Annotated in this window: 23 protein-coding genes (1 of these 23 cut by a window edge); 5 read left to right on the forward strand and 18 right to left on the reverse strand. The window is 48.3% G+C overall.

Annotated elements, in window-relative coordinates; all coding sequences use genetic code 11:
• The 7 genes from OXN82_RS00620 to OXN82_RS00650 form a co-directional block, all read right to left on the reverse strand.
• On the reverse strand, positions 1-677 hold the 5' portion of the coding sequence (locus OXN82_RS00620; RefSeq protein WP_321211558.1) for a phosphomannomutase. The gene continues 625 nt to the left of window position 1, outside the view; 677 of the gene's 1,302 nt are visible here — the first part of the coding sequence; the start codon lies at positions 675-677; the stop codon falls past the left edge of the window.
• 5 nt (positions 678-682) lie between these two features.
• Positions 683-1,837: an NDP-sugar synthase gene (locus tag OXN82_RS00625; protein ID WP_321211559.1), complete on the reverse strand. Its 1,155-nt coding sequence runs from the start codon at positions 1,835-1,837 to the stop codon at positions 683-685.
• 116 nt (positions 1,838-1,953) lie between these two features.
• Positions 1,954-2,748 (reverse strand): trehalose-phosphatase, encoded by a 795-nt coding sequence (otsB, locus tag OXN82_RS00630; RefSeq protein ID WP_321211560.1) that lies wholly within the window; start codon positions 2,746-2,748, stop codon positions 1,954-1,956.
• Positions 2,741-3,808, reverse strand: a complete 1,068-nt coding sequence (locus OXN82_RS00635; RefSeq protein WP_321211561.1) for a hypothetical protein — start codon at positions 3,806-3,808, stop codon at positions 2,741-2,743. The genes otsB and OXN82_RS00635 overlap by 8 nt, the downstream gene beginning before the upstream one ends.
• Positions 3,809-3,832: 24 nt before the next feature.
• The gene (locus OXN82_RS00640; RefSeq protein WP_321211562.1) at positions 3,833-5,761 is read right to left on the reverse strand and encodes an endonuclease MutS2; all 1,929 of its coding nucleotides are present in this window, start codon (positions 5,759-5,761) and stop codon (positions 3,833-3,835) included.
• 83 nt (positions 5,762-5,844) lie between these two features.
• On the reverse strand, positions 5,845-8,241 hold the full coding sequence (locus OXN82_RS00645; RefSeq protein WP_321211563.1) for a U32 family peptidase: 2,397 nt from the start codon (positions 8,239-8,241) through the stop codon (positions 5,845-5,847).
• Between the two features lie 29 nt (positions 8,242-8,270).
• A complete protein-coding gene (locus OXN82_RS00650; RefSeq protein ID WP_321211564.1) occupies positions 8,271-9,596 on the reverse strand; it encodes a GAF domain-containing protein in 1,326 nt (441 codons plus the stop codon).
• Positions 9,597-9,726: 130 nt separating this feature from the next.
• Here OXN82_RS00650 and tmk point away from each other — a divergent pair, with 130 nt between their 5' ends.
• Complete coding sequence (tmk, locus tag OXN82_RS00655) at positions 9,727-10,311, forward strand: dTMP kinase (protein ID WP_321211565.1); 585 nt, start codon at positions 9,727-9,729, stop codon at positions 10,309-10,311.
• Positions 10,312-10,327: 16 nt separating this feature from the next.
• Here tmk and OXN82_RS00660 read toward each other — a convergent pair whose 3' ends face one another.
• From OXN82_RS00660 to mcm, 5 genes are read right to left on the reverse strand one after another with little or no spacing between them, the layout of a single operon-like run.
• Positions 10,328-10,537: a hypothetical protein gene (locus tag OXN82_RS00660; RefSeq protein ID WP_013295171.1), complete on the reverse strand. Its 210-nt coding sequence runs from the start codon at positions 10,535-10,537 to the stop codon at positions 10,328-10,330.
• Positions 10,538-11,497, reverse strand: a complete 960-nt coding sequence (locus tag OXN82_RS00665; RefSeq protein WP_321211566.1) for a tyrosine--tRNA ligase — start codon at positions 11,495-11,497, stop codon at positions 10,538-10,540.
• Between the two features lie 4 nt (positions 11,498-11,501).
• Positions 11,502-12,554, reverse strand: coding sequence for a 60S ribosomal export protein NMD3 (locus OXN82_RS00670; protein WP_321211567.1), 1,053 nt, complete (start codon positions 12,552-12,554; stop codon positions 11,502-11,504).
• Between the two features lie 26 nt (positions 12,555-12,580).
• Complete coding sequence (locus OXN82_RS00675) at positions 12,581-12,988, reverse strand: translation initiation factor IF-2 subunit beta (protein WP_013295174.1); 408 nt, start codon at positions 12,986-12,988, stop codon at positions 12,581-12,583.
• A gap of 37 nt (positions 12,989-13,025) precedes the next feature.
• The gene (mcm, locus tag OXN82_RS00680; RefSeq protein WP_414855691.1) at positions 13,026-15,026 is read right to left on the reverse strand and encodes a minichromosome maintenance protein MCM; all 2,001 of its coding nucleotides are present in this window, start codon (positions 15,024-15,026) and stop codon (positions 13,026-13,028) included.
• Positions 15,027-15,136: 110 nt separating this feature from the next.
• Here mcm and OXN82_RS00685 point away from each other — a divergent pair, with 110 nt between their 5' ends.
• Positions 15,137-15,571, forward strand: a complete 435-nt coding sequence (locus OXN82_RS00685; protein WP_300478759.1) for a hypothetical protein — start codon at positions 15,137-15,139, stop codon at positions 15,569-15,571.
• A gap of 43 nt (positions 15,572-15,614) precedes the next feature.
• Here the strand turns inward: OXN82_RS00685 and OXN82_RS00690 are convergent, their stop codons facing one another.
• From OXN82_RS00690 to OXN82_RS00705, 4 genes are all read right to left on the reverse strand, one after another.
• Complete coding sequence (locus OXN82_RS00690; protein ID WP_321211569.1) at positions 15,615-16,250, reverse strand: RlmE family RNA methyltransferase; 636 nt, start codon at positions 16,248-16,250, stop codon at positions 15,615-15,617.
• 4 nt (positions 16,251-16,254) lie between these two features.
• Positions 16,255-16,773, reverse strand: a complete 519-nt coding sequence (locus tag OXN82_RS00695) for a metallophosphoesterase (RefSeq protein WP_321211570.1) — start codon at positions 16,771-16,773, stop codon at positions 16,255-16,257.
• A gap of 242 nt (positions 16,774-17,015) precedes the next feature.
• Complete coding sequence (locus tag OXN82_RS00700) at positions 17,016-17,447, reverse strand: DUF2507 domain-containing protein (protein ID WP_321211571.1); 432 nt, start codon at positions 17,445-17,447, stop codon at positions 17,016-17,018.
• Between the two features lie 143 nt (positions 17,448-17,590).
• Positions 17,591-17,947, reverse strand: a complete 357-nt coding sequence (locus tag OXN82_RS00705; protein ID WP_321211572.1) for a DUF5518 domain-containing protein — start codon at positions 17,945-17,947, stop codon at positions 17,591-17,593.
• Positions 17,948-18,042: 95 nt separating this feature from the next.
• On the opposite strand from OXN82_RS00705, the gene OXN82_RS00710 reads away from it, so the two are divergent.
• Positions 18,043-19,488 (forward strand): cryptochrome/photolyase family protein, encoded by a 1,446-nt coding sequence (locus OXN82_RS00710; protein ID WP_321211573.1) that lies wholly within the window; start codon positions 18,043-18,045, stop codon positions 19,486-19,488.
• A 4-nt stretch (positions 19,489-19,492) separates the two neighbouring features.
• On the opposite strand, the gene OXN82_RS00715 is transcribed toward OXN82_RS00710, so the two are convergent.
• On the reverse strand, positions 19,493-20,188 hold the full coding sequence (locus OXN82_RS00715) for a hypothetical protein (protein WP_321211574.1): 696 nt from the start codon (positions 20,186-20,188) through the stop codon (positions 19,493-19,495).
• An 87-nt stretch (positions 20,189-20,275) separates the two neighbouring features.
• Positions 20,276-21,001 (reverse strand): ion transporter, encoded by a 726-nt coding sequence (locus OXN82_RS00720; protein ID WP_321211576.1) that lies wholly within the window; start codon positions 20,999-21,001, stop codon positions 20,276-20,278.
• A 459-nt stretch (positions 21,002-21,460) separates the two neighbouring features.
• Between OXN82_RS00720 and OXN82_RS00725 the strand changes: the two genes are divergently transcribed.
• Together OXN82_RS00725 and OXN82_RS00730 are read left to right on the forward strand one after the other, a co-directional pair.
• On the forward strand, positions 21,461-22,018 hold the full coding sequence (locus OXN82_RS00725; RefSeq protein WP_321211577.1) for a YIP1 family protein: 558 nt from the start codon (positions 21,461-21,463) through the stop codon (positions 22,016-22,018).
• On the forward strand, positions 22,018-22,842 hold the full coding sequence (locus tag OXN82_RS00730; protein WP_321211578.1) for a hypothetical protein: 825 nt from the start codon (positions 22,018-22,020) through the stop codon (positions 22,840-22,842). Before OXN82_RS00725 ends, OXN82_RS00730 begins: the two co-directional genes overlap by 1 nt.
• Position 22,843: the final 1 nt, after the last annotated feature.

The raw sequence follows: 22,843 nt of genomic DNA on the forward strand, positions 1-22,843 counted from the left end.
CTATCGTTATCCAGTATGACACCCATATCTGCGCCGGTTGCCTTCACAACATCTGCTATCATGGATATGCTGGAGGCATTCGCAAGGGGAAAGTTTTTACCAAATAGCGACCCTCTGAATGTTATGTTTATGGTCTGACAGTTGAGCCGGTTGAGTATATCTGCCTCAATGTTCCATGGGGACCCCTCGTCGTACCCCAGGACCACCATAAATTCATGGTTTCCTACAGAGGGGGATATGAATTCAAGTATTGATTTGATATAGGAGTCAAGATAGTTATTGACATATCGAAGCTTTCCAAGTTGATTCCAGTCTGCATAAACTGTGGGGCGTTGTTCAAGTGGAATTTCATGATTGCTGAGGAGTTTTATGTTTATTTCATCTGCTCTGAGTGGGGAGCGCGAGACATTTATCATCAGATGACTGTCAAACCGCTCCATATGATGATGTATAACAGGGACCGTTGCAACACCAAAATCAATAACATCCACTCCAGCAGCCATCAACCCGGTTCCTATGGCTCTCTTTATCATCTGAGACGGTGTATGCGCGTCTCTACCTATCAAGACACGCCTACAGCTTACGTAGTCACCTATCAACATCCCAAGGTTGAGGGCAAACGAGCAGTCTATGTCCCGGTTAACAGAGCCCCTTATATCCTGGACGTACCTTGCCATTGGAATCACTGTTCAGCCACGATGGGATAATCTGAGTCAAGCAGGGAACCTGAGAGTATCCTGAGGTTGTTGCTGACGCTGCAGTGGGACCTGATAATGGTTGATGGTTCCAGAAGGGCACCACGGCCTATAATGGCACACCTTTCAACGATGCAGTTCTCCCTGATATCGCAGAATTCATCAATAACACAGTTTACAAGCTGGGAGCCTTCCTCAATTCTGCTACCATCAAAAATAACAGAACCCCTCACGAAGCTGTCACTTCCCACATAAACTCCGGGTCCAATCACGGTTTCCCTGCCTACGAATGCACCATCATCTATCTCTGCACCATCACCTATAACCACAGGTCCAGCTATACGAACCCCCTCACCTATAACCACATCCTGACCCACCCATATGTCTCCAAATCGACCTGGAACCTCATTTAAAAGTTCACCTTCAGGCTGGGGTGTTATCTGACCATTGAGGGCGTCATGGTTGGCCTTAAGGAATGTATCTGGTTTACCCGCATCATTCCAGTAACCACTGAAAACGAATCCATATACCTCCCTGTTCTCCTCTATCAAAACAGGAAAGATGTCAGCTGAAAAGTCAGAGTTTCCTTCAGGTATGTAATCGAAGATCTCAGGTTCCATGACGTATATGCCTGCATTTGCGATTTTGCTGAAGACCTCCTCTGGACGGGGTTTCTCATGAAAACGTGTTATTCTCCCATCATCATCGAGAACCGCTATGCCGTAATGTGAAGGGTCATCAACTGGTGTGAGGGCCACGGTAACAAGTGCATCCTTCTTTCTGTGGAAACTGACCATTTGCTGGAGGTCAAGGTTAAAGAGCACATCTCCACTGAGGACGATAAAGGTTTCATCAATATCACTGGCCGCCGCCCTAACACCCCCTGCGGTTCCAAGGAGCTTCTTCTCGGATGAAAACCTGAAGTCAAGGTCAGGATACCTTGATGAGACATATGAACTTATCTGGTCCTCGAGATACCCCAGCGTCATTATAATCTTACTGTAACAAGAATCAATGACCCTCTGAATTATATAATCCAGTATGGGTCTATTTGCAACAGGTACAAGTGGTTTGGGTCTTGAAAATGTTAAAGGTCTTATCCTTGTACCCTTACCCCCCGCCATGACAACCACAGATGTCATGGATAATATTATGTTGCCCTCATCTAATAAGTATTTTCAGCCAGTATATAATATGTTATGAATAAATAAACTTATTTTAAGATTCACTTAAAAAGATAAGGTATGGAGAAATAAACCTATTTTAAGAGCCACTTAAGAAATTTGAGGACCTCGGGGACCCCTGACACATAAAAGGAGGCTGAATCCTTTATTTCATCGGGTATCTCCTTTGAGATCACAATTACAGATGCAGTTTTGATTTTTCTCTCAGATTCTAGTTTTCTGAGTTCCCTGAAGGCATCGGCATCGGTGACGTCGTCTCCAAGGTACACTGCAGATGATACGTCTGATTCCTCTATGATTTTCCGGACTATGAGGCCCTTATTGTACTCCACTGGGGGTTTGAGCTCAACGAGCATTCTCCCGTGATCCACACGTATTCCCCGGGATTCAGGCATCCCTCTGAGGGTATCCATTATCCTTTTCTCTGTCAGTTCAGGGTCAGTGCACTGCCTGTAATGTATGGAATAGCAGATACCCTTATCCTCAAATATGATATTCTCATCGGGGGATTTCTCCTTGAGCTCAAGGGCACATTTTCTGATGATGGGAATGTACTCCTCAACCTCTCTGAAGCGATCATACCTCCCATTTATGATATACTCAAGGCCATGGTTTCCAACATATATTGCCTCAGGGACCCCCACCATCCTGAGTGCCTCATTCACAGGCCTTCCACTTATGAAGGCAAGTACACTGTAGCGTTTTGAGATTTTCCTGAGAACTTCCCTCATCTCTTCATCTACGCGGGCTTCAGAGGGTGTTGGTGCTATTTCACTTATTGTACCGTCGATATCAGTGATTATAGCTGTCCTGCCGGGATTCTTCAGGTATTCGAGTTCATGAAGAAAATCAAATAAATACTCAGGCATCAAGGGCACCTTTAATTCTGTTGAATATGATGTAGGGGTCGCTTCCGATGACTGAACTTCCAAAGAGTTCCATACCGCCCATATCAGACGATGCTGATGCAATGTTTCCACGGTCTATGATTCTTATGATGCCAGGGATCTCCATTTCTGCATTAAATGGGTGCATGGACATGTTGAAGCTGTAGACGCCACATTCATCTATCAGGCACCTTAATATCTTGAAGAGGTGATTCTGGAGATCAGAATCCCTGGCGGCATCTGTTTTAAATGTTATGATGATCTCCTTTTCCTTCAGGGGGGTTATACTTGCATATACACATGCTTCTCCTGATTCAACACCAAGTCCAAGGGCCTGGTGGACTGAGAAGACATCATCATGGTATGATGAACCATAACGTTTTCTGTATCTCCTGGAGACATCATCAAGGAATGCAATCCTTGCATAGGGTCTCCTGCCCAGGAGAAGCTGCATGTGGCCGTGGATCTGGGATGCCCCTGCCCGTGGGAGGCAGTTCCATACCAGGAATGGAAAATGAAATCCTGAGGATTTCTCTGCCATTTTAAACCATTCTGAGGCTGTTATGAGGTAATCTGAGAATTCCTCCAGGGTGAAGTCAAGGGGGTCATGTTTTCTGAATATCAGAAGGCCGCTCCATGCATCATACTTGGCTCTGTTTGATGCTGTAATGGAGTGCCTTCCCACAACACGTCCGAATTCATCTTCAGGTGTGTACAGTTCTGGTTTGCAGAAGTCACACCTCTTTTTATCCTCGATAAGTTCATCAAGAACCTTTCTGGCGGGTTCAGTATCCATGGCAGGCTTTTTAAGGCGCATGGAATTAAAAAGTGATCCTTCACCCGTCCAGCGGTTGTATGTGCTTATTATCCTTTGATTTTCAGCGGATTCAATAAATTTTATTCCAAACCTCTCTTTGAGGCTTTCACTCACCTTAAGGTGTCCTTCAGCACATTCAACATCGTATATGCGGTTGAATATTTCATAGATGTCCTTCTGCTCTCTTTTAAGATCCAGGAGACGGTCCTTGAGATGGGTTATCATGGTAAATGATATAATTATTCAGATTTATCCGTTTTTCTGAAACTTTTCAAGTATCCTGCGGTAAACCATCCTCTCATCATCACCTGATTTCTCATATATCATCCTTATGATCAGCTCAGGGGTGCTCCTTGCAAGATAGTTTATCCTGGGTGTTCTATCCACAATGAGATTATAGTTCTCATCAAGCCCCCTTGCCTCGATACCATCAACCCGCACATCCACGTACTTGAGTATTTCACGGGCCATGTGGGTCACAATAACTGCAATGGATTCAGATTCCATTATGAATTCTATGAAGGTTGCTATGATCTTCACTGCGGCATCAAGTTCGGTTATTGCCTCAAGTTCATCGAGAAGTATGAGCTTTGAGCTTCCACTCATTGTCACAGGGGTGAAGGTCCTTATGAATGACTCGAAGGCACCGGCATCCAGGGACCTCTTCTTTGAGATGAAGTGAATCTCCTCAACTGGCCTTATCCTGGCCTCAAGTGCACATACCGGAAGCCCCATCTGGGCCATCATTGTCACCTGGGCAAGTGTCTCAAGAAGGGTTGTTTTTCCACCACTGTTGGCACCGGTGAGGAGCACAACATTATCAGGGTTACCCAGTTCATAGTCAATTCGCTGCGGTTTTTCTGATCCAACCAGGTTGAGGTGCAGTGCCCCCCTGAGGATGATCTCATCACCGAATTCCGGTTCAACGAGCCCGTAATCATGGGCGAAGAGGCCAAGGGCGAAGCGGTAGTCAAATTCCATCAGCTCCCTTATTTCATTTTCAACAGCTTCTCTGAGTTCACTGAGCCTTGATGCCGCATTGACCCTCCTTTCAAACCTCCTTATATTTCTTGATGCTGATTCAAGACGTTTAACCCTTTCAAGTTCCCGCTGATCGATCTTGAGGGGGTACGATTTTATGAAGGGATCGAACTCAACGCCTGTCTTTCTCTTTATCATCTCACAGGCCTTTTTGAGGACATCATCGAATATTCTCTCCAGTTTACCGGTCATACCCTGATTGAGGAGGGCCAGGACCTCCTCGCCTTTAAGATCGATATCCTTTATGAGGTCCCTTAATTCTGAATCAGCCCATGCCTTCACAGAGTTCACGGCCTCACCAATGTCAACTTCTTCATCTTCAAGGCTACCCAGATCCTCCATTATTGCTACGACCTCATCAAGACAGGTTTCCATACCGAGAATCCGTTTGATTTCAAGGGCGCCACGCAGGAGGTCAATGTTTGCCCTGAAATATCCAAGGACATCCTCCGGCACAATCTCATGTCTTTCTGAATCTGCTGTGACCATTACCGTGTTGAATGTGTCCTCCAGGTCAATCATTCCCTCGGAGTAGACATAGATTATCAGTTCGTATTCATCGAGTTCGCCCTGTTCAGGGTTCATTATCACTGGATGGTAACGGTTGAGGCCCATGTCTATCATGTGATCATAGTCCTCTCTTGTCTCCACCAGTATGGCCCTTGATGGATTGAATGGGGGCTGGGGGTTTTCAGGCCTTTTAATTTTTTTCAGGAGATCCCTTAAATCTTCAACAGGAAGTTCAGAGACCATTTTCTTTGATTCCATGACCATTACAATATGGCTCCTAATGGCATCAGTATCTGTTGAGGGGTGGAGAAGCATTAGCCGGTTACGGGCATAGTCGGTATGGGCATATGAACTGATGGTCTCAACTATTTCCTGGTAAATCTGAAACGCCCTTTCAGTTTTCAGGAAGGATGGAACAGGATTTCCCAGGAGCTCACTGGTTATTTCGATGGCCTTGCGCTGACTTATACCTTCAATTGATGCGATCCTGTCAATTTCAAGGTTTTCAACCGCCTTTAAAAGCTCCTTTTCTCCCCCGAGTTCGTCTATTATCTTCTGCGCCAGCTTTTCCCCTATCCCGCTGACATCTGTGAGGGCTTCCCCGACAGAATTGATGGACTTCATCATGCCCACTATGTGGAGTTACTGGAATATATATGAATTCAGAGTGCACATGGAAAGTATTCAGGTGGGCATCGGCAAGAATACCATTATTCTGCAAGACCCCTCCTGAAGTGTGATGCCGTTACCCCTGAGGGACTTTCCATTACAATGCGCTCCTTGATATCAGGGATCCTTTCGGGTGATTCAAGGGCACTCACATATGATTCAACAAGTAAACCTGTCCTCCTGGGGGATTGAATACGGCAGTCGATGGAGAAGTTCCTGAAGCCTGCATCAAGAAGGGAGGGTAAAAAGTCAATGAGGCAGGTCTCCCTTGAATTCATGATTACCGTTTCACAGCCAAGGAGCTGATTTATGGGAAAGACGTCACCCCTCCTATCCATGATACCCCACCTGGAACCGGTGGATGTATCGAAGTCAGGGGGTGCAAGTTTCCAGAGGTTGTCCCGGGTCACCATTGCGGTGAGGTTCCCATGGACGATTATTTCAGATGGTACCTGAATCCTCTGAAGGTCCTTCCAGGATAGTTCAGGTGAGAGGGTCAGTATGTGGAACTTGCCTGATAGGAGGGCCGCTGATCGGCTGTTGAAAATGTTGAGGGCGGGTGATCCATACACCTTCACATCACAGTTTATCAGGTCAGGGATACCGTAACCACCCACCATGAGGTCCATGGAGAGGTCCCCTTCAATTTCAAGGAGCCTTTCAAAGAGCCAGTCATGGGTTATGTCAGGCCACTTCCATACAGTTTCAGCACCGTATCTGGATGAAACCTCAGAGGCCCTCTCCAGAACACCGATGATGTCGTCACCGTCACAGCTCCTGAAGTCACCATGAACCTGGGGTTCCAGGTAAACCCTACCTGCACCGGCCCTCAGGGCAGATTTCATTGCCTTGAGGTCCTCAACATAGACGGATATACAGGGCTCCTCTGGAAGTCTCCTGGCAGGGTGATCAAATTCAAGCATTGGATGGTGATGGTGGGGTCTTCTCTCTCTGAGTATCCTTCTTTCGACCCTCATCAGAAGTTCCCTTCTGAGGGCGTTGAGGCGGCTGATGGGGTAAAATAGCCCCCCAGGGTACCTGAATTCGGTTAAGGTAAGTCTGAATGGTTTATCTCCGGCCCTCAGCAGGTGATCCTTTATTGTATCCTCATTGAGGGGCCTTTTGAGGGCCCTCTCAAACTGTGTTTCAACCGATTCCCTGAGCCTCAACCCATTCATCATCCATTCTGCGGTTAGATCAACCATTCCATCTTTATCTGCAGTGAATTTCAGTTCAATATCCCAGCACTTTCCTGGAGATGATCTTTTAAGTTTTTCAGTGAATTTCTGGAGGCTCTTCCTCCCTGTAAGGTAAACCCGTGTACCCTCTTTTACAGGTCCTGAAGGAATGGAGAGTAAGCTGCCATCATATCTGTGGTCATGGACATACATTCCTCTACCTGTTCCCTGGAAGAAGAGTCCATCACCCGCTTCTGGTTTTATACGGGAGGTTATCCTTATATGGGCCCTGCCACCTGCGTACTTCTCAACATAGCCCACCGGGAGGCCCCTGTCACCCGGGTATTCCCGTCCCATGAAGTCCTCCCTGAAGAGGTGTCCTCCTGTGAGTGTCCTGTTGAAGGTCAGTTTTAGCTTCTCAAACTCCTCCTGTGATGGCTTCCACCCACCACTTTTTATCTCATCAAGGGCCCTTCTGTAGACGCTCACTGTGGTGGCAACGTATTCAGGGGACCTCATCCGTCCCTCTATCTTCAGGGATCGGACTCCGGCTTCAACCAGTTCCCTGAGGTGCATGTAGGCTGAAATGTCCCTCGTGGATAGGAGGTACTCCTCCCTTAGTGGCATCCTCCTCTTTGAGGGTTTTAACTGAAGGAGTTCATACCTCTTCCTGCATGGCTGGGCGCACCGGCCCCTGTTGCCGCTTCTACCACCTATAAATGAGGATAGAAGGCACTGGCCAGAGTAACTGTAGCACAGCGCTCCATGTATGAAAACCTCAAGCTCCACGTCTGATTCAGCCGCCAGGGCCCTGACCTCATCAATGGAGAGCTCCCTTGCAAGTATAACCCTCTCAAGGCCCATCTTCTCAGCCCATCTTATCCCTGCCCTGTTGTGTATGGTCATCTGGGTTGAGGCATGGAATGGGAGGTCAAGGGATAATTCATCCCTCAGAACCAGGAGTGCGGGGTCCTGTATGATCACAGCGTCTGCACCTGCACTGGAGAGTTCCTGGAGGTATTCGGCAACATCTAGAAGTTCAGAGTCCCTTAGGAGGGTATTGACAGTTACATACACATTTCTGTCATGCAGATGGGCGTATTCCACTGCCTCACGAATTTCCTGCAAACTGAAGTTCTCTGCATAGTGCCGTGCACCGAAGTCCTTCCCTGAGAGGTAGACGGCATCGGCCCCCGCATTGATGGCGACCCTGAAGGAATCAGGTGAACCTGCAGGTGCAAGGAGTTCCGGGATTTCCAAGTACTGTTACCTCCAAACAGAATAAGGATTTATTTTATCTCCTCAAGGACCTCGGTAACTATCTTGAGGAATTTCTGTACAAGGGCCCTGTTCTTCTCCTCACTGGCCCTGACACGGTCCTCTTCAATTTTTCTGTGAATCGCGATTGCATATATGTCTGCAAGGCGCTCCATTACCTCAAGATCCCTTTCATCGTAGTCCCCATCCTTCCCTGAAACTGCGAGTATTCCCACAAGTTCATCGTTGAGTAGAGCGGGGCATGCCAGGAAGTTCTTTATTTCAATGTGACCCTCAGGGACCCCAGTGGATTCAGGGTGTGAGGAGGGGTCATTTACGAGAACCGGTTCCCTTTTCCTGAGCACAAGGTTCCAGAGACCACCCATCTCAGTGGATTCGGCGTCTGGATGACATTCCTTCCCCACCTCCTCTGATGGGAAGTAATTCCTCAGGCTACCGTCTGACTCAAAGAAGCCAGCCATGCAGTATCTGCTGCCTGTCAGTTTTTTTGCCCTTTCAATTATGCTCGAAGATATCTCCTCGAGTGAAAGGGGGGATAGGAGTTTCTTTGATATCTCTGCAAGGCTTTTGTTTATTGTTGTCTCCCTTTCAAGAGCCCTTCTTGCAACTTCCTTTTCGGTGACGTCCCTGTGGACACCCACAACCCCATTTATATTGCCCTCAAAGTCACGGAGCGGTGATAGGGTTGTTTCAAAATGAAATTTATCCTTGGGCTTCCAGACCCACTCATAGCTAACGGTTTCCCCATTGAGCGCCCTTTCAATCATTTCGCTGTGAATCCTGTCCCCGAAGACCTCGCTGACCTTTTCACCCTGAACTTCATCTGCATCAAGGCCGTATTCTGCAAGCGGCCCTGGTGATATCATGGTTAGCCTTTCATCGCTGTCGGCAGTGAACAGTATATCCCTTATTGATGAGAGTATGGCCCTGAAGAGTTCATCGTTCTCTGCAAGCCTCCTCTCCAGCTGGTGTTTGTGGAGTGCGACCTCTATGACGCTGTGGAGTTCCCGGTCCTCAAAGGGCTTTATTATGTATCCAAAGGGCCCTGTTATCTTGGCCCTTTTGAGGGTTTCCTCGTCGGAATAGGCGGTTATGTAGATTATGGGAACCTTCATCCTTTTGGTTATCTCCCCGGCAGCCTCTATACCATCCATGTCCCCCTTGAGGACAATATCCATCAGTATGATGTCTGGCCTTGTTTTTTCAGCCATTTCAACGGCCTTTTCACCGGTGGAAACTGTGGCTGTAACCTGGTAACCCAGGGCTTCAAGGCGCTGGCTTATATCAATGGCAACTATGCTCTCATCCTCAACCACCATGACCTTGGCTTTTGACATGTTCCACCTCTATAATAAAATTAATACTATAATTCTGTATCTAAAGCATTATAAAGTTATGTCATGATTTCGTGTCATGATTTCAACCCATAGGGAAGATATTATTACCTTCGCCGATAGATTAATCTCTATGTACATATGCTTTGAGGGAATTGATGGGTCAGGTAAGACAACACATTCCGTCCTCACCGCGGAGTGGCTCAGGGAAAACGGATACAGTGTCTTTAATGTTAGGGAACCAACAGACTCCAGGATAGGGGGCCTCATAAGGGAGATGCTCTCCAGTCCAGATTCCAGGACCCCCGATGGGCAGAGGATACTGGCACTACTCTTTGCAGCGGACCGCCTGACTCTCAGAAGTAAAATTGAGGGGGAGTGGAGTGGAAGTGTTGTGGTGAGTGACAGGTGCTACTATTCCAGCATGGTTTACCAGGAACCCGCTGAATGGGTTTCTGAGATAAACAGGTTTGCACCACAACCTGATATAGTCATACTCCTTGACCTTGATGTTGAACTGGCAATGGAGAGATGTGGCGGTACCGATGAATTCGAGGACCCCTCATTTCTTTCATGTGTCAGGGAGAGGTACCTTGAACTCGCCGATAAAAATGAATTTTACATTGTTGATGCAGCAAGGGGGCTCAACATCATCCAGAGGGATATAAGGAGGATAATCGCCCCCCACCTTGGAATATGCCCTGATGGAATAAGATAGATTCGGGGGGATGCATTTATTTTTCCTGGGACCCTGGATTCTCGAGTTCCTCTATCCTCTTTCTGATGGACTCAAGGATACGTTCCCTTGCCCTTTCAAGTTCCTCCAGCTCACCCCTCAAGACGGGCCCATCGTCTGTCTGTATCAGTTCAACCTCGTATTCATCAATTATCTCAGCCATTGTTGTGTGTGTTATGCCTGGCGGAAGTCTCATGTCGTACAGCATCTAAACACCTTCCATGTAGTCTCTTACAGGTCCCAGCATGTCAATAAGGTAATCTGAGACCGCATTCTTTAGATCCAGCGGGTGAAGGTCGCCGCTGGAGTAGGTATTGAGGAGTTCGTCAAGGTCCAGCTCAAGGTCGCCCCCGAATTTCTCAGGGCGCCTTATTGTCATCCTGCCATATTCTGGCATTATAAAGTACTTCACGATTTCGATGATGGGGTTACCCTCCAGCTCCCCCATGGGACAGTAACTCCCCTTCACCTTTTCCCTTATCTCATCGGGGGAGTCGTCCACTGCAATGAAGTTACCCTTGCTGGAGGACATCTTCTCTGAACCGTCGGTCCCGTGGAGCAGTGGGGTGTGTATGCATACCGGTGCATCGAAACCGAGCCTTGGGAGGTTCTCACGTGCCAGCATATGTATCTTTCGCTGCTCCATTCCCCCCAGAGCCACATCCACATCAAGGTAGACCATGTCGATGACCTGCATGAGGGGGTAGATAACCTCTGCAACCTTATGGTCCTCTGATTCCCTTGTTATCTGAGCCATGCTCCTCCTGGCCCGAAGGAGTGTTGTTATGAGGGCCATTCTGTATACCAGATCTGTGTACTCTGGCTGCGTCTGGAAGGATGAACCCAGGATGAACTCGGTCCTATCAGGGGAGAGTCCAAGTGCCAGGAAGCATTTTCTGTTGTAATCGGCCATCTCCCTTATCCGCTCCATGCTTCCCTTACCATTGAGGTATGCATGGTAGTCGGCAAGGAGTATCTTGACCCTGAAGCCAGCATCCTGCATTTCCCTCAGCTTCCTTATGGTTATGGCGTGTCCCAGATGAACCTTACCTGAGGGCTCATAGCCTGTGTAGACAACAGGTTCATCCTTCTTAAGGACCTCCAGCAGTTCATCGGGTGTTATGACCTCAAGAACATCACGGGTTATGGTGTTGAGCGTATCATCCATCAGATCATTCCTCCGCCTCAATGATGTAGAGTCTCTTCTTAATTTCTATAACAGGAACCTGTTCTCCTATCTCAAGTTTTGATGTGTAACTGTCAGCTTCAAGGTCCACGGGTTCAAATGTTTCGGGGTGAAGCACCTGTATCCTTCCAGGGGATCTTGCAGTCACCGTGGTTGTCTTAACATCACCGGCCCTCGCAACGAGGTCAATATTTTCGTATTCTCCCCAGAGTATGTTCTTCACGTCACGGGTCTCAAGGTCCTTCACAGCCACACCACGCTTTCTGAGGTCGAGGACCGTGAGCATGCGGTCCTGGTGCAGGAGGAAGTCTCCTCTTCTGAAATCAGGGAGTCTGAGTGATATCCATGTCCTGTAGAGTCCCTTACCGCTCGACCTATCCTGCCCCATTAGCCGTGGTGACTCACTGGCAATGCCGCCGAGTTCCTCCCTGAGGGCGCTTACAACCTTTCTGGCGGATTTATGGGATCCTATGTAGTAGTCGACCCCCTCCTTCACCTCAACCCTCTGGGGGAGGTATGCCAGCTTATCCCTCCTTGAGAGCTTCAAGAGGGTCCTTTTAACTGTGAGGTCAGCCCTTTCTATTTCTGATTCATCCAGTTCCCTTCCATCGGCCCTTAACTGTATCACAGCCTCGTAGTAGCCTGATGTCTGTTTGCTGCAGGCCGGGCAGACAGTGTTTGTGAGGCGGACCTCCACCCCGTACTCCTGGCTCACCATCCTTCCAAGGACCTCAGCATCCACCTCCACCATGCACTGGTAGATGGTGCCCCTCTGCTGTATTATTTCCAGTTCGATTTCAGGGTTTTCAACAGGGGGTTCCCAGCTGATATTTTCCTCAAGGGCCCTGTATACTATTTCCTCCTCAGGGAGGCCCTCATCCACCCACTGGCCACTTATCAGCTTCGCATGGCAGTGGCTGCACACATAAACCTCTATTCTGGAGGGAATGCTGAGGATGGTGTAGTCCTCAAGGAAACAGTCCCTGCAGAGTCCATCATATAATTCAGAATCAGAACTACCGCATCTGACACAGAACATTTTCTATAGCTGCTCCTCTATATTCTCTAGACGTTCTTGAGGGGCGCCTTGGCACCGCATGCCTCGCACTTGAGAAGGGATATCCGCCCCTCCCTGATTATCCTTGTATCAGGTCTGTTGCATTCGTGGCATATGACGAATTTGTTGACGTAGTCCTCTATCCTCTCGTTTATGAGAAAGTGGGTGAATTTACCCTGGAGTATGGCCCTTCCACCCTCAAGGTTACCTGCGGTACCCAGTTCCCTCAGAAGGAATTTCAGAAGGTGCTGGGGGTCCCTGTTGAGGGCATCTGCGACCTCCCTGAAGTTCTGTATAAATGTCCTGTTTCCCTGTATAACTGAATAGGCCTTTGGAACCTCGAAACGTTTTGTTTCAAATACCTCTGGGGGCAGCTGCTCTATGGCCCTTTCAAGTAATTTTTCGTAATCATCCATAATCTATACCTCCGGTAAAAAGTGTGTAATGGAAAATTCAGACCACCTTAAGGTATCCCCTGGCGGGCTCAAATATTGCACCCTTGTCCTTGAGGATCCTTATCAGTTCCTCAACCTTTTCCTCACTCACGTTATATCTATCCATCATCTCAGTTATAAGAATATTGGTGGGTGCCCTGCCACCGTAGTCCTCCTCGTATTCCCTTATGAGTTCAAGTAGCAGGCGGAACTTGTCCCTCTCGGATTTGGGTGTTCTCCCCTCAACCTTGTCGATGTCTATCTTACCTGTCTCAGGGTCGTACCCCACCTGTTTCAGGCATGCCTGGGACAGCTTTATGGCCTTCCTTGCGTCCTCTGCCTCCACGTGTTCCTTGAGTTTTATCTTTGCACTGGCCTCTGAGAGTCGCACAAGGGCCTCCAGCTGCCTTGCTGTTATGGGGACCGGCGAGTCCTCATCGGCTGCGCTGGCCCTCATTGATACGTAGAAGTCCTCAAGGACCTGCATCGCCTCATCTGTCAGGACGGGTCTCACATTCTTCCTTGCATAGGCTATGTACTTCCTCAGCAGTTCTGGATCTATTTCAAAGGGGGTGTGGTCCTCCTTATGTGTTTTCAGGATGTGCCTTGCAAGTTCCCTGTCCTTCTCCTCATCGGGTTTATCCTCCACAACGAATATCAGGTCGAAACGTGACAGTATGGTTGATGGAAGATCTATCTGTTCTGCAATTGATTTGTAACTGTCGAATCTCCCGAATTTTGGGTTTGCGGCCGCCAGGACAGAGCACCTTGAGTTGAGGGTTGCCATTATACCTGCCTTGGCTATGCTTATGGTCTGCTGTTCCAGTGCCTCGTGGATGGCTGAACGGTCCTCATCACGCATCTTATCCAGTTCATCCACACAGACGTTACCCTTATCCCCAAGGACAAGGGCACCGGCCTCAAGGGACCATCCACCGAACTCATCCCTCACAGCCGCAGCGGTGAGCCCAACCCCTGAGGTACCCTTACCGCTTGTGTATATCCCCCGGGGGGCCAGCTTTGACACGTACTTGAGCATCTGGGACTTACCTATACCAGGGTCCCCGACTATGAGGATGTGTATGTCCCCACGGAGGCGGGTCTTATCATCGAGCTCCTTCCCGGTCCCCCCAAATAACTGAAGGGCTATGGCCTCCTTTACCTCACGGTAACCGTGTATTGATGGTGCGGTGGACCTTATGATCTTCTCGTATATGTTGGGGTCGGCTGCAAGTTCCCTTATTTTTTCCTCGTCCTCCTCACTTATCTGGAGCTCCTCAAACTCCTGTTCAAGGAACTCGGTGTAGTTTCCGTATATGAAGTTCTTGAACCGCCGGGTCCTCTCATCGCGGACTGTTCTCAGTGTACCTGTGACCCTCACGATGTCCCCGGGGGTGAGGGTGTCAACCAGGTCATCCTCAAGGACGACGGTTATCTGGCGGGGCTGCTCACCACCTGAGAGGTTCTCAAGTGGCTCCTGGAGTTTCAGTGTCTGGGTGTCCAGGAACTCTGATTCGTCCTGCAGGAGCCTGAATGACCTGCCACCACACTCTGAGCAGAGTGATGGCTCTGTGATCATGTTGGTGGACTGGCTGACCTCGTGGAGCCTCATGCAGCCCCTGCATTCAAAAACGGCCTTAACTATCCTGGGTCTTATCTCATCTGTCTTCCTAACAATACCGTCAACTGCAACGAATTTACCTATGAATTTACTCCGGAGCTCCCTGAGGGGTATGACGTTGCTGACCCCACTGAACCTTATGTTGAGGTCCACGTTCTTCCTCATGCGATCAATGTTCCTTATGGCCTTCTGGGCGGCCCTTATCACATCGTCTGGTTTTTCAATTAGAAGGTCTGCAAGGTCGGGGTCGAACATTTCAAGGTCAAGGTAGTCGACTTCAATGGATCTGACGTTGGGATACTTCTCTATGGACTCAAATACCCTGTCCTTGTACTCATTGAGTGAAGAAAAGAATTCCTCGAATTTTGTGAGTGTCTTGCTCTTATCCACGGTTTTCATCATGAAAGTATATTATAACGACATTATAAAACATTATTGAGTGAGTGAACTAGCCCTAAGTGTATGAACATGAAGATTTTTTTCACAGTCACTGAATGTAAGGTGAGATCATGAAGAGATCAAGGATAAACCTCTTTAAGGTAACTTCAATGACCATATCAATTCTGGGAGTGCTTCTCATAGCAGGGACAATACTGATATTTGCATATATAGGCGTCGATGCGGTATCTGATGCCATATCAGGGAGTGTGGAGAAGGGTGCCGAGTACGATGAACTCGCAAAGCTCCAGAGCGATTACTCGGCACTTAAGGTCCAGTATGACTCGGTTAAAAAGGATGTCTACCAGAGGAACAACGATAACCTGACAAAGACGTACCTGAATGCTGAGATAGAACTTGTGAAGGCCAAATCAGCGATTGATGATGTTAAAAGTGCCCTGGAGACAAACAAACCAAAATCTGAGGTTGATGATCGTATAAAAACAGCCAGGTATCAGCTTCAGGTTGCCTCACAGGCCCTGAATGATCTGAGGGCACTCATGTGATGAGGTTCTCTACCATTTATTTTTCCTTGAAGTTCCCATCGACCTAATGGATGATCCTCTCCCATTTCCTTCTACCCTTGAAGTCCCGCCCTACAATGTACATCTCAGCGCTTGCCTTTCTTGATGAGGCGGGTTTTGTTGTTTTGAGTTTCCAGAAATCCTTCTTCATTTCCTTTATGACTTTATCGAGTTCGGGGCCCTGGAATGCCTTGATCAGGATGTTTCCCTTCCTTTCAAGGACCCTGTAGGCTATATCAAGGACGTTCTCAACGAGATCCACCGAGCGAAGATGGTCAATGTCCCTTATACCTGAAAGGGATGGGGCAGCATCTGATATAACCACATCTGCCCTTCCACCAAGCTCCTCAATTATCCTCTCCTTTATCGCAGGGTCTGTGAAGTCCCCCATTATGGCCCTGAAGTTCTCGGCGGGGAAACCCTTTATCCTCTGGAGGTCAACTGCAACCACAAGTCCCTCCTCACCTACCTTCTCAAGGGCGACCTGTGACCATCCCCCGGGGGCGGCCCCGAGGTCAAGGACCCTGTCACCCTTCCTTATCAGTTTGTAGCGGTTGTTGAGCTGCAGTAACTTGTAGGATGCCCTTGAGCGGTAGTTCTCCCTCTTGGCACTTTTGTAGTAGTGGTCCTTTTTCCTTTCAGCCTGCCATCGCTTTCCCATGGGGTCACCTCCTGAAGTTCAGTGATCTGCAGACAGGCGCCCCTGTCCTGATGATCCTGGCATCAAGTTTTTCACCGTCAATTTCAAGGATCATGACGCTTGGATCTGTGAGGCGGGGCACTGTAGGACTTCCAGGGTTGAGGAGGAGCATGTCCTCAAGTTCGGTTATGAAGGGCTGATGTGTATGTCCACTTATGAGGACATCTGCACCAAGCTCAAGCCCCAGGTACCTCAGCTGCTGGGTATCACCACGGGGGTAGACCTCCCCATGTATGAGGCCCACCCTGTATGCTCCGATCTCAAATACCCTTGATCTGGGGTTGTCTACACCATATCGACGGTCCATGTTTCCCTGAACGCACTCAACAGGTGCAAGGGTTTCAAGGTCACTCAGAACATCTAGTGAGGTCAGGTCACCTGCGTGGAGTATAAGTTCAACGTCCCTGAAGGCCTCAAATACTGCCTCGGGAAGCTCAACGGCCCTGTCAGGGATGTGTGTATCGGATATAACACCTATTAGCATTCTCAATCTCCTTATGGTAGATTCTGGGATGGGTTCTTGGTTGATATCATCCGGGTAAGCAATAAGATTACAGAGTCCTATATCTTTTTTATTTTTAAAATAAGTTTTCTGGCGGATCTGTATCCGGGGTGGGAATAAACTGTACCCTGCCGGGCTGCCCTCTGATTCCAGAGGTATCTGTATTTCTGACCCGTATCGATACCCGAAGGTATTATGAGTGGAAAAAATAAATGGGGTGGTGTTTATCGAACAAATTCCTCAAATTCACAGGTACGGTCACCGAGGCCCCAGCACCTGACCTCACGGAGGTCAACCGGTCTCCCGCTCATTGATTCAAGTATTCCTGCAAGGAGGCCCCCCTCAAAGTGACAGAGGGCCTTACCTGAAGCAGGAAGCCCGGCGCAGCTGAGACACTCGTCGACCCTAAGGAGGTAGGGGTTCTCTTCAAGAATCTCAAGTTCACCGACCCGGTTATCATGGAGGAATTTCACGACCTCATCAGTGTTCTTCAGTCCCATACTTCGTCCAAGGTCCTTACCGCTCTTGTAAAGGATACCGTTGGCGCCCTCACCAATGATGGAGTAGGGCATGAACCTCAGTATCCTGAAAAGTTTTATATCTGTCATGGTACCAAGGGATGGTCTTTCCGCCACAAGGTCTCCAACATCATACATATTCATCACCTTTTAATAAAGACAATATCTTAATATTTAAAGTTTTGTTATTACTGGAGCACCCAAAAAATAGTAATAAGTCGCAGACAATTATTATCTATGGCAGCATGGCCACAGTTCTTCATCACGGATTAAATTAATGATCAGTCACCTGCAAGGAAACCCCCTATGGCACCACCGATACCCATGAAGATCATTGAAACAAAGAGGAGCACCAACACAAGCACTGCGCCGGCGAATGCTCCGATGAATAATCCTCCGAATCCTCCAAGAACGGCACCAAAGATTGTTAAGAGAATCGCGAGGACTATGCCGCCAAAGGCACCGGCAACAGTGGCATTCCAGAACCCACCAGGGGCACCTTCCCTCGCCATGAGGCCAACAACAAAACCCGCAAGGAACAAGCCAAGGACAGAGGCCTGGTCAATAAACGGGCTAAGGATGATCGGAAAAACAACCGCAAGTATGAATCCAGTAATGACAGCTCCCCACTTAACCATATAAACACCATAACAGTTTATGTCACGCCATCCTAAAAAACTTTTAGATTTATAGACACCTCCTGACATAATTATTATACATGCCAGGGGAATCTATGGCAGTTGTCTTCCCACATCACCTCATGGAGAATCATCCCGCTGCAGAGAAAACATCAGACTTCATTGTGGTGGAGGACCAGCTCTTCTTCGGAGACCCTGTATTCAGGTTGAGGTTCCACAAGAACAAACTCCTGCTGCACAGGGCATCCATGCGCTACTATTATGACCACCTGAAATCAAGGGGCCTGAATGTCAGCTACATAGATTACACGCCGGACCCTGACATGGGGTACCTCAGGGACCACCTTGAGGGATATGAGAGGGTCTACACAATGGAACTCCTTGACCATGAACTTGAGAGGAGATTGAGGCGGCTCTGCAGTGAAACAGGTACAGAACTCGTTGAGATTGAGGGGCCATTCATCTTCAGAAGGAGGCTCATGAACAGTTACTTCAGGGATGGCAGGTTCTTTCTCACATCATTCTACATAAGGGAGAGGAAGAGGCTCTCCATTCTCATGGAAAACTCCAAGCCCAAGGGCGGTAAATGGACATTTGATAGGGAAAACAGGAGGAGGCTGCCGCGGGGAATGAATATTCCCAGGCCCATAGAACTGCCTGAAAACAGTTATGTGCGTGAGGCCAGGATTTACGTGGCTGAGCGCTTTCCTGATAACCCGGGCTCCATGGAACACTTCAACTACCCCACAACCCACAGGGAGGCCCGGATATTTTTGGGGGATTTCACAGAAAAAAGGCTCAGGAACTTTGGAAGCTACCAGGACTTCATATCCCGTGATGAGACGTTCCTCTTCCACTCTGTACTCTCTTCCTCACTCAACATCTGCCTCCTAACACCCATGGAGGTTCTGAAAGCAGCGCTGTCTGCAGATGCCCCCCTCAATTCTGTTGAGGGATTTGTGAGGCAGGTCATGGGCTGGAGGGAGTTCATAAGGGCAGTTTACATCCTTAGGGGATCATATCAGAGGACCAGGAACTTCTTTAACCACAGCGGCAGACTGACAGATAAACTTTACCATGGCAGAACAGGTCTTGAGCCCTATGATAACGCAGTAAGGAGGGTTTTAACCTGTGGATACACCCACCACATCGAGCGCCTCATGGTCATAGGTAATCTCATGCTCCTCCTTGGCACGGACCCTGATGAGGTTTATCGCTGGTTCATGGAGATGTTCATAGACTCCTATGACTGGGTGATGGTCCCTAATGTCTATGGCATGAGCCAGTACGCTGACGGGGGCCTCATGGCAACCAAGCCCTACATATCATCATCGAACTACATCCTGAGGATGAGTGACCATGCAAGGGGTGACTGGTGCAGGGTCTGGGACTCCCTCTTCTGGACATTCTTAAGTGATAAGAGAACTTATATAGCTGAAAATCCCCGAATAAGGCTCCTCTACAGGTACCTGACAGATGAAAAACTTGAGGACTTCCAGAGGGTTAAAAGGAGATTTTTAGAGGAACTCAGAGACCCCTGATAGGTTACTCATAGCCTGTGTAGTCCAGGGCACCTGAGTTGTAGAGCCTCTGAAGGTCAGATGCATGGGTTAGCTCATATGCAGTGTAGGGATTGTTGAGGTAGGGGTGGACAAGGCCCTTTATGATGTAATAGTAGGCTCCCAGTCTCCCGTACTGCTTCCAGGCTATCTGCACGTAGAGGGGGAAGCCACAGCCGGGGTTTACGAATACGTTACCCTCCCGGACGGTCCCATGGAAGACCATGGGCATGGGGCCCTCCTGGCCTTTCTCGGCAGCCAGCCTTTCAACGTAGTCCATGGCCTCATCTAGGGTGTCGAATTCGTATCCATCGGCCCTGTAACGGTATTTGCCATCAGGCACTCCAAATATGAAGGATTCGAGGACCTCGGTCCAGTCTATATCTGTCCTGTACTCTGAACTGATGTATGCGAGTTCTATTATGGTGACGTTGCCCTCCCTGTAGTGTCTGTAGTTTGAGCTCCCTGCGTAGTGGACCACAAGGGCACACTTGGACCCCCTCTGGGCCGCGTACTCTGCAAGCACCTTTGACTGGGGGTGTCCTGGGTACATATCAGGGTTTGCCAGTTTTACGAAACCCAGACGCCCAACAGGCTCCACAGGGCTCAGGGCAGTTACACCGTAGAGGTATGCTCCAAATATGAGAATGGCTGCAACGATGATATAGGATGATCTTGCCATGTTATCCTCGTTTGATTTATCTATTTATTTATGCTAAGGACCCATTCTGTATAAAAGTAACGGTGTATATTCAGTGATGGAGTTGCATCATTTCTCCTGCAGCAAGTCCTTTATTTCCCTGATCTCCCTTTTAAGATCCTCTATACTTTTTTCTATGTTTTCTATCCTGTCATGAATCTCCTTTTCTTCTTCAGGGTTTTTAACGAACCAGGATGCCAGGGAGGCTGTGAGGAAACCCACGAAGGTGACCCCCACAAGCATGAGCATGCTGGTTATGGCCTTCCCGTAGAGTGTTGTTGGGGGGATAACAACCTCGCCCACGATTGTGGTTGTGATGCTGTACCAGAGGGAGTCCAGCGGGCCGTGGAGGGATCTGTTGACCCCTGATTCCATCATATAAAAGAAGAGTGTGCCCCCCACTATTGCAAAGAGGAGTATCCCCAGTGCCTGGTCAAGGTGTGTGTCCACAAGGAATGTGAAGAACTTCTTGAGGTACTTCCTGAAGAGGGCGAGGACCTTCACAACCCTTATGATCCTTATGAATCTGAAGGCCCTGAAGAAATCCACAGGCATGAAGGCCACTATATCCATCCAGTTCTCCCTTAGAAATCTTTTTCTGTCATCGGCCCTTTTGAGGTTGATGGAGAATTCCAGGAAGAGTATGATGCAGAGGAAAAGGTCAAACTGGTTGATGGCATTCACGGTCCCTGGATTTGAGGGGTAGAAGGATATGTAGCTTAAGAGCACTATGTCAAGGATTATGAGTATTAGGAGAGTGAGTTCCTTGATCCTGATGAGTTCTCCGTACTCCATGGGGACCACATTATAGAGTTGGTCTTCTGGCATCATAAATACTTTGCAGTGCACGGGGCTCCACCCTAACTGCGCGTTTCCATGTGCTGTTAATCCACATAGAAAGCCTAGTCACTGAAGTACATGACTTCGTTATAGGATACTATTGCGAACTTATGCTCTGGATAAACCATCAGTGTCATTAAATTCTGGAATTTCTGGAGCTCATGCCCGCAGAATCAATTAAACCATCAGAATCAATTAAAAAATTATAACCTTATCGTTCAGAAAAGCAGCATAATTCTTTCTGAAACCTACAAGGTTTTATAGAAATGGCAGGAAATATAGTAATGTTATTATCTCAGGGGGTGATCGGAGGATTTTAGTTATGCTGCTTGGTAGGGGAATGTTTATTATAAGGTGAAATTGGCATCTGATATTATTTCAGTCATGCGAATATAATAAGGGGAGGTTAATGCTTTGAACAGGATAATGAACTTTTCCCGGGACCTTGTGGGGGTTCTGGCATCACCTGAGGAGGCGTTAAGCAGGGTCAAGGAGCTTGGAGTTGAAAACCAGGGCCTATACCTCTACGTGTTCCTCTCGGCCTTTCTCGGCTACATGGTTGGCGGGTTAATTTCGGCTGCAACGGGCGCTGGTATAATGGTACCCGTCCTATTTGCGCTGGCTGGACTCATTGTCTCCTTCATAAAACTGATAGTATGGGCTCTCATATCACATATAATCGCTGCCGTGGTATTTGAGGGTAAGGGGACATTCGCAGGCACCCTGAAGATGATGGGATTCGCAGCGGCGCCCTTTGTGGTGGGAATATTCGCCATCATAACCCTGACACTTCTCGGGACATTCTTCACATCATCAATGCTGTTTGTGGTGATGTACATCTGGACGGTGATGATTGCCGCCGCCGCAGTGGCTGTTGAACATGAAATGGGCTATGGAAGGGCGTTCCTATCGGTATTCGCACTTCCAGCCATTATAATAACACTTCTCATGATGCTTGCGGGGGTATTGTGATGGATAGAACTGACATTGCAGGGGCTATAATCCTCATAGTGCTAATTGCAGGGTTCATTATGGCATCAACAGCATCTCTTCTACCCAAAACCCAGGAGGAGGTCACTGTATCTGAAAACTTCACCCTGAACTCTTCAGAGGTCTCTGGTGTTAAGTACGTAAATGTGAACATGGAATCAAATACGAGCGGGGCCTACATTGGATTTGCTGATAACGCAGATAGCGTTTACATGATCTCGACGAAAACCGACCCTGGAGATGCGAAGCCAGCGGTTAATTATACCGTTGATGGCGAGACACTGAACCTCAACGTTAAGATGGATGCAGGTGATGCAAGGATACTCCTATCAAACAGGTACACCTACAATATAACCCTCAGGAGCAAGGTTGGAGGTGTTACACTGGTTCTTGCAAATAACTCAAGGGTGGACACCATCAATTCAACCATCCAGTACGCAGGCGGCGGCACGGTTCTCCTGGGGAATACTAGCTTCAGGAACGCATCATTCAATGTGAATACAGGCGGATTCTACATAGCAGACCTTGATCAGAGTGTGAGGCCCACAGGTAATATGAGCACCCAGGTCACGGTTGGGGGAACATCAATAGCCCTGTTCCCGGCATACGCCATCAGAGTCAGAGGATCCGTGGATTATGGAGGGATAGGTTTCGAACCGCAGGGATTCCTTGTTTTGAGAAACTCAACCAGTTACCTTGAAATGGAAACACCCTCCTATGGAAGTTCAGCAGGACTTCAGATAATAAACAGTGTCGGACTTGGAGGCATCAACGTGGGTGTGTTCAGGATGCCTGTCATGCCCTGAA

The sequence above is a fragment of the Methanothermobacter sp. DP genome (assembly GCF_026692625.1).
In the GTDB taxonomy this organism is placed as follows: Archaea; Methanobacteriota; Methanobacteria; order Methanobacteriales; family Methanothermobacteraceae; genus Methanothermobacter; species Methanothermobacter marburgensis.

What these genes read in the sequence shown, in the direction of transcription:
- OXN82_RS00625 (WP_321211559.1), bottom strand. Translation starts at nt 1,837, where the DNA reads ATGACATCTGTGGTTGTCATGGCGGGGGGTAAGGGTACAAGGATAAGA.
- otsB (WP_321211560.1), bottom strand. Translation starts at nt 2,748, where the DNA reads ATGCCTGAGTATTTATTTGATTTTCTTCATGAACTCGAATACCTGAAG.
- OXN82_RS00635 (WP_321211561.1), bottom strand. Translation starts at nt 3,808, where the DNA reads ATGATAACCCATCTCAAGGACCGTCTCCTGGATCTTAAAAGAGAGCAG.
- OXN82_RS00640 (WP_321211562.1), bottom strand. Translation starts at nt 5,761, where the DNA reads ATGATGAAGTCCATCAATTCTGTCGGGGAAGCCCTCACAGATGTCAGC.
- OXN82_RS00650 (WP_321211564.1), bottom strand. Translation starts at nt 9,596, where the DNA reads ATGTCAAAAGCCAAGGTCATGGTGGTTGAGGATGAGAGCATAGTTGCC.
- tmk (WP_321211565.1), top strand. Translation starts at nt 9,727, where the DNA reads ATGTACATATGCTTTGAGGGAATTGATGGGTCAGGTAAGACAACACAT.
- OXN82_RS00660 (WP_013295171.1), bottom strand. Translation starts at nt 10,537, where the DNA reads ATGCTGTACGACATGAGACTTCCGCCAGGCATAACACACACAACAATG.
- OXN82_RS00665 (WP_321211566.1), bottom strand. Translation starts at nt 11,497, where the DNA reads ATGGATGATACGCTCAACACCATAACCCGTGATGTTCTTGAGGTCATA.
- OXN82_RS00670 (WP_321211567.1), bottom strand. Translation starts at nt 12,554, where the DNA reads ATGTTCTGTGTCAGATGCGGTAGTTCTGATTCTGAATTATATGATGGA.
- OXN82_RS00675 (WP_013295174.1), bottom strand. Translation starts at nt 12,988, where the DNA reads ATGGATGATTACGAAAAATTACTTGAAAGGGCCATAGAGCAGCTGCCC.
- mcm (WP_414855691.1), bottom strand. Translation starts at nt 15,026, where the DNA reads ATGAAAACCGTGGATAAGAGCAAGACACTCACAAAATTCGAGGAATTC.
- OXN82_RS00685 (WP_300478759.1), top strand. Translation starts at nt 15,137, where the DNA reads ATGAAGAGATCAAGGATAAACCTCTTTAAGGTAACTTCAATGACCATA.
- OXN82_RS00690 (WP_321211569.1), bottom strand. Translation starts at nt 16,250, where the DNA reads ATGGGAAAGCGATGGCAGGCTGAAAGGAAAAAGGACCACTACTACAAA.
- OXN82_RS00695 (WP_321211570.1), bottom strand. Translation starts at nt 16,773, where the DNA reads ATGCTAATAGGTGTTATATCCGATACACACATCCCTGACAGGGCCGTT.
- OXN82_RS00700 (WP_321211571.1), bottom strand. Translation starts at nt 17,447, where the DNA reads ATGTATGATGTTGGAGACCTTGTGGCGGAAAGACCATCCCTTGGTACC.
- OXN82_RS00705 (WP_321211572.1), bottom strand. Translation starts at nt 17,947, where the DNA reads ATGGTTAAGTGGGGAGCTGTCATTACTGGATTCATACTTGCGGTTGTT.
- OXN82_RS00710 (WP_321211573.1), top strand. Translation starts at nt 18,043, where the DNA reads ATGGCAGTTGTCTTCCCACATCACCTCATGGAGAATCATCCCGCTGCA.
- OXN82_RS00715 (WP_321211574.1), bottom strand. Translation starts at nt 20,188, where the DNA reads ATGGCAAGATCATCCTATATCATCGTTGCAGCCATTCTCATATTTGGA.
- OXN82_RS00720 (WP_321211576.1), bottom strand. Translation starts at nt 21,001, where the DNA reads ATGGAGTACGGAGAACTCATCAGGATCAAGGAACTCACTCTCCTAATA.
- OXN82_RS00730 (WP_321211578.1), top strand. Translation starts at nt 22,018, where the DNA reads ATGGATAGAACTGACATTGCAGGGGCTATAATCCTCATAGTGCTAATT.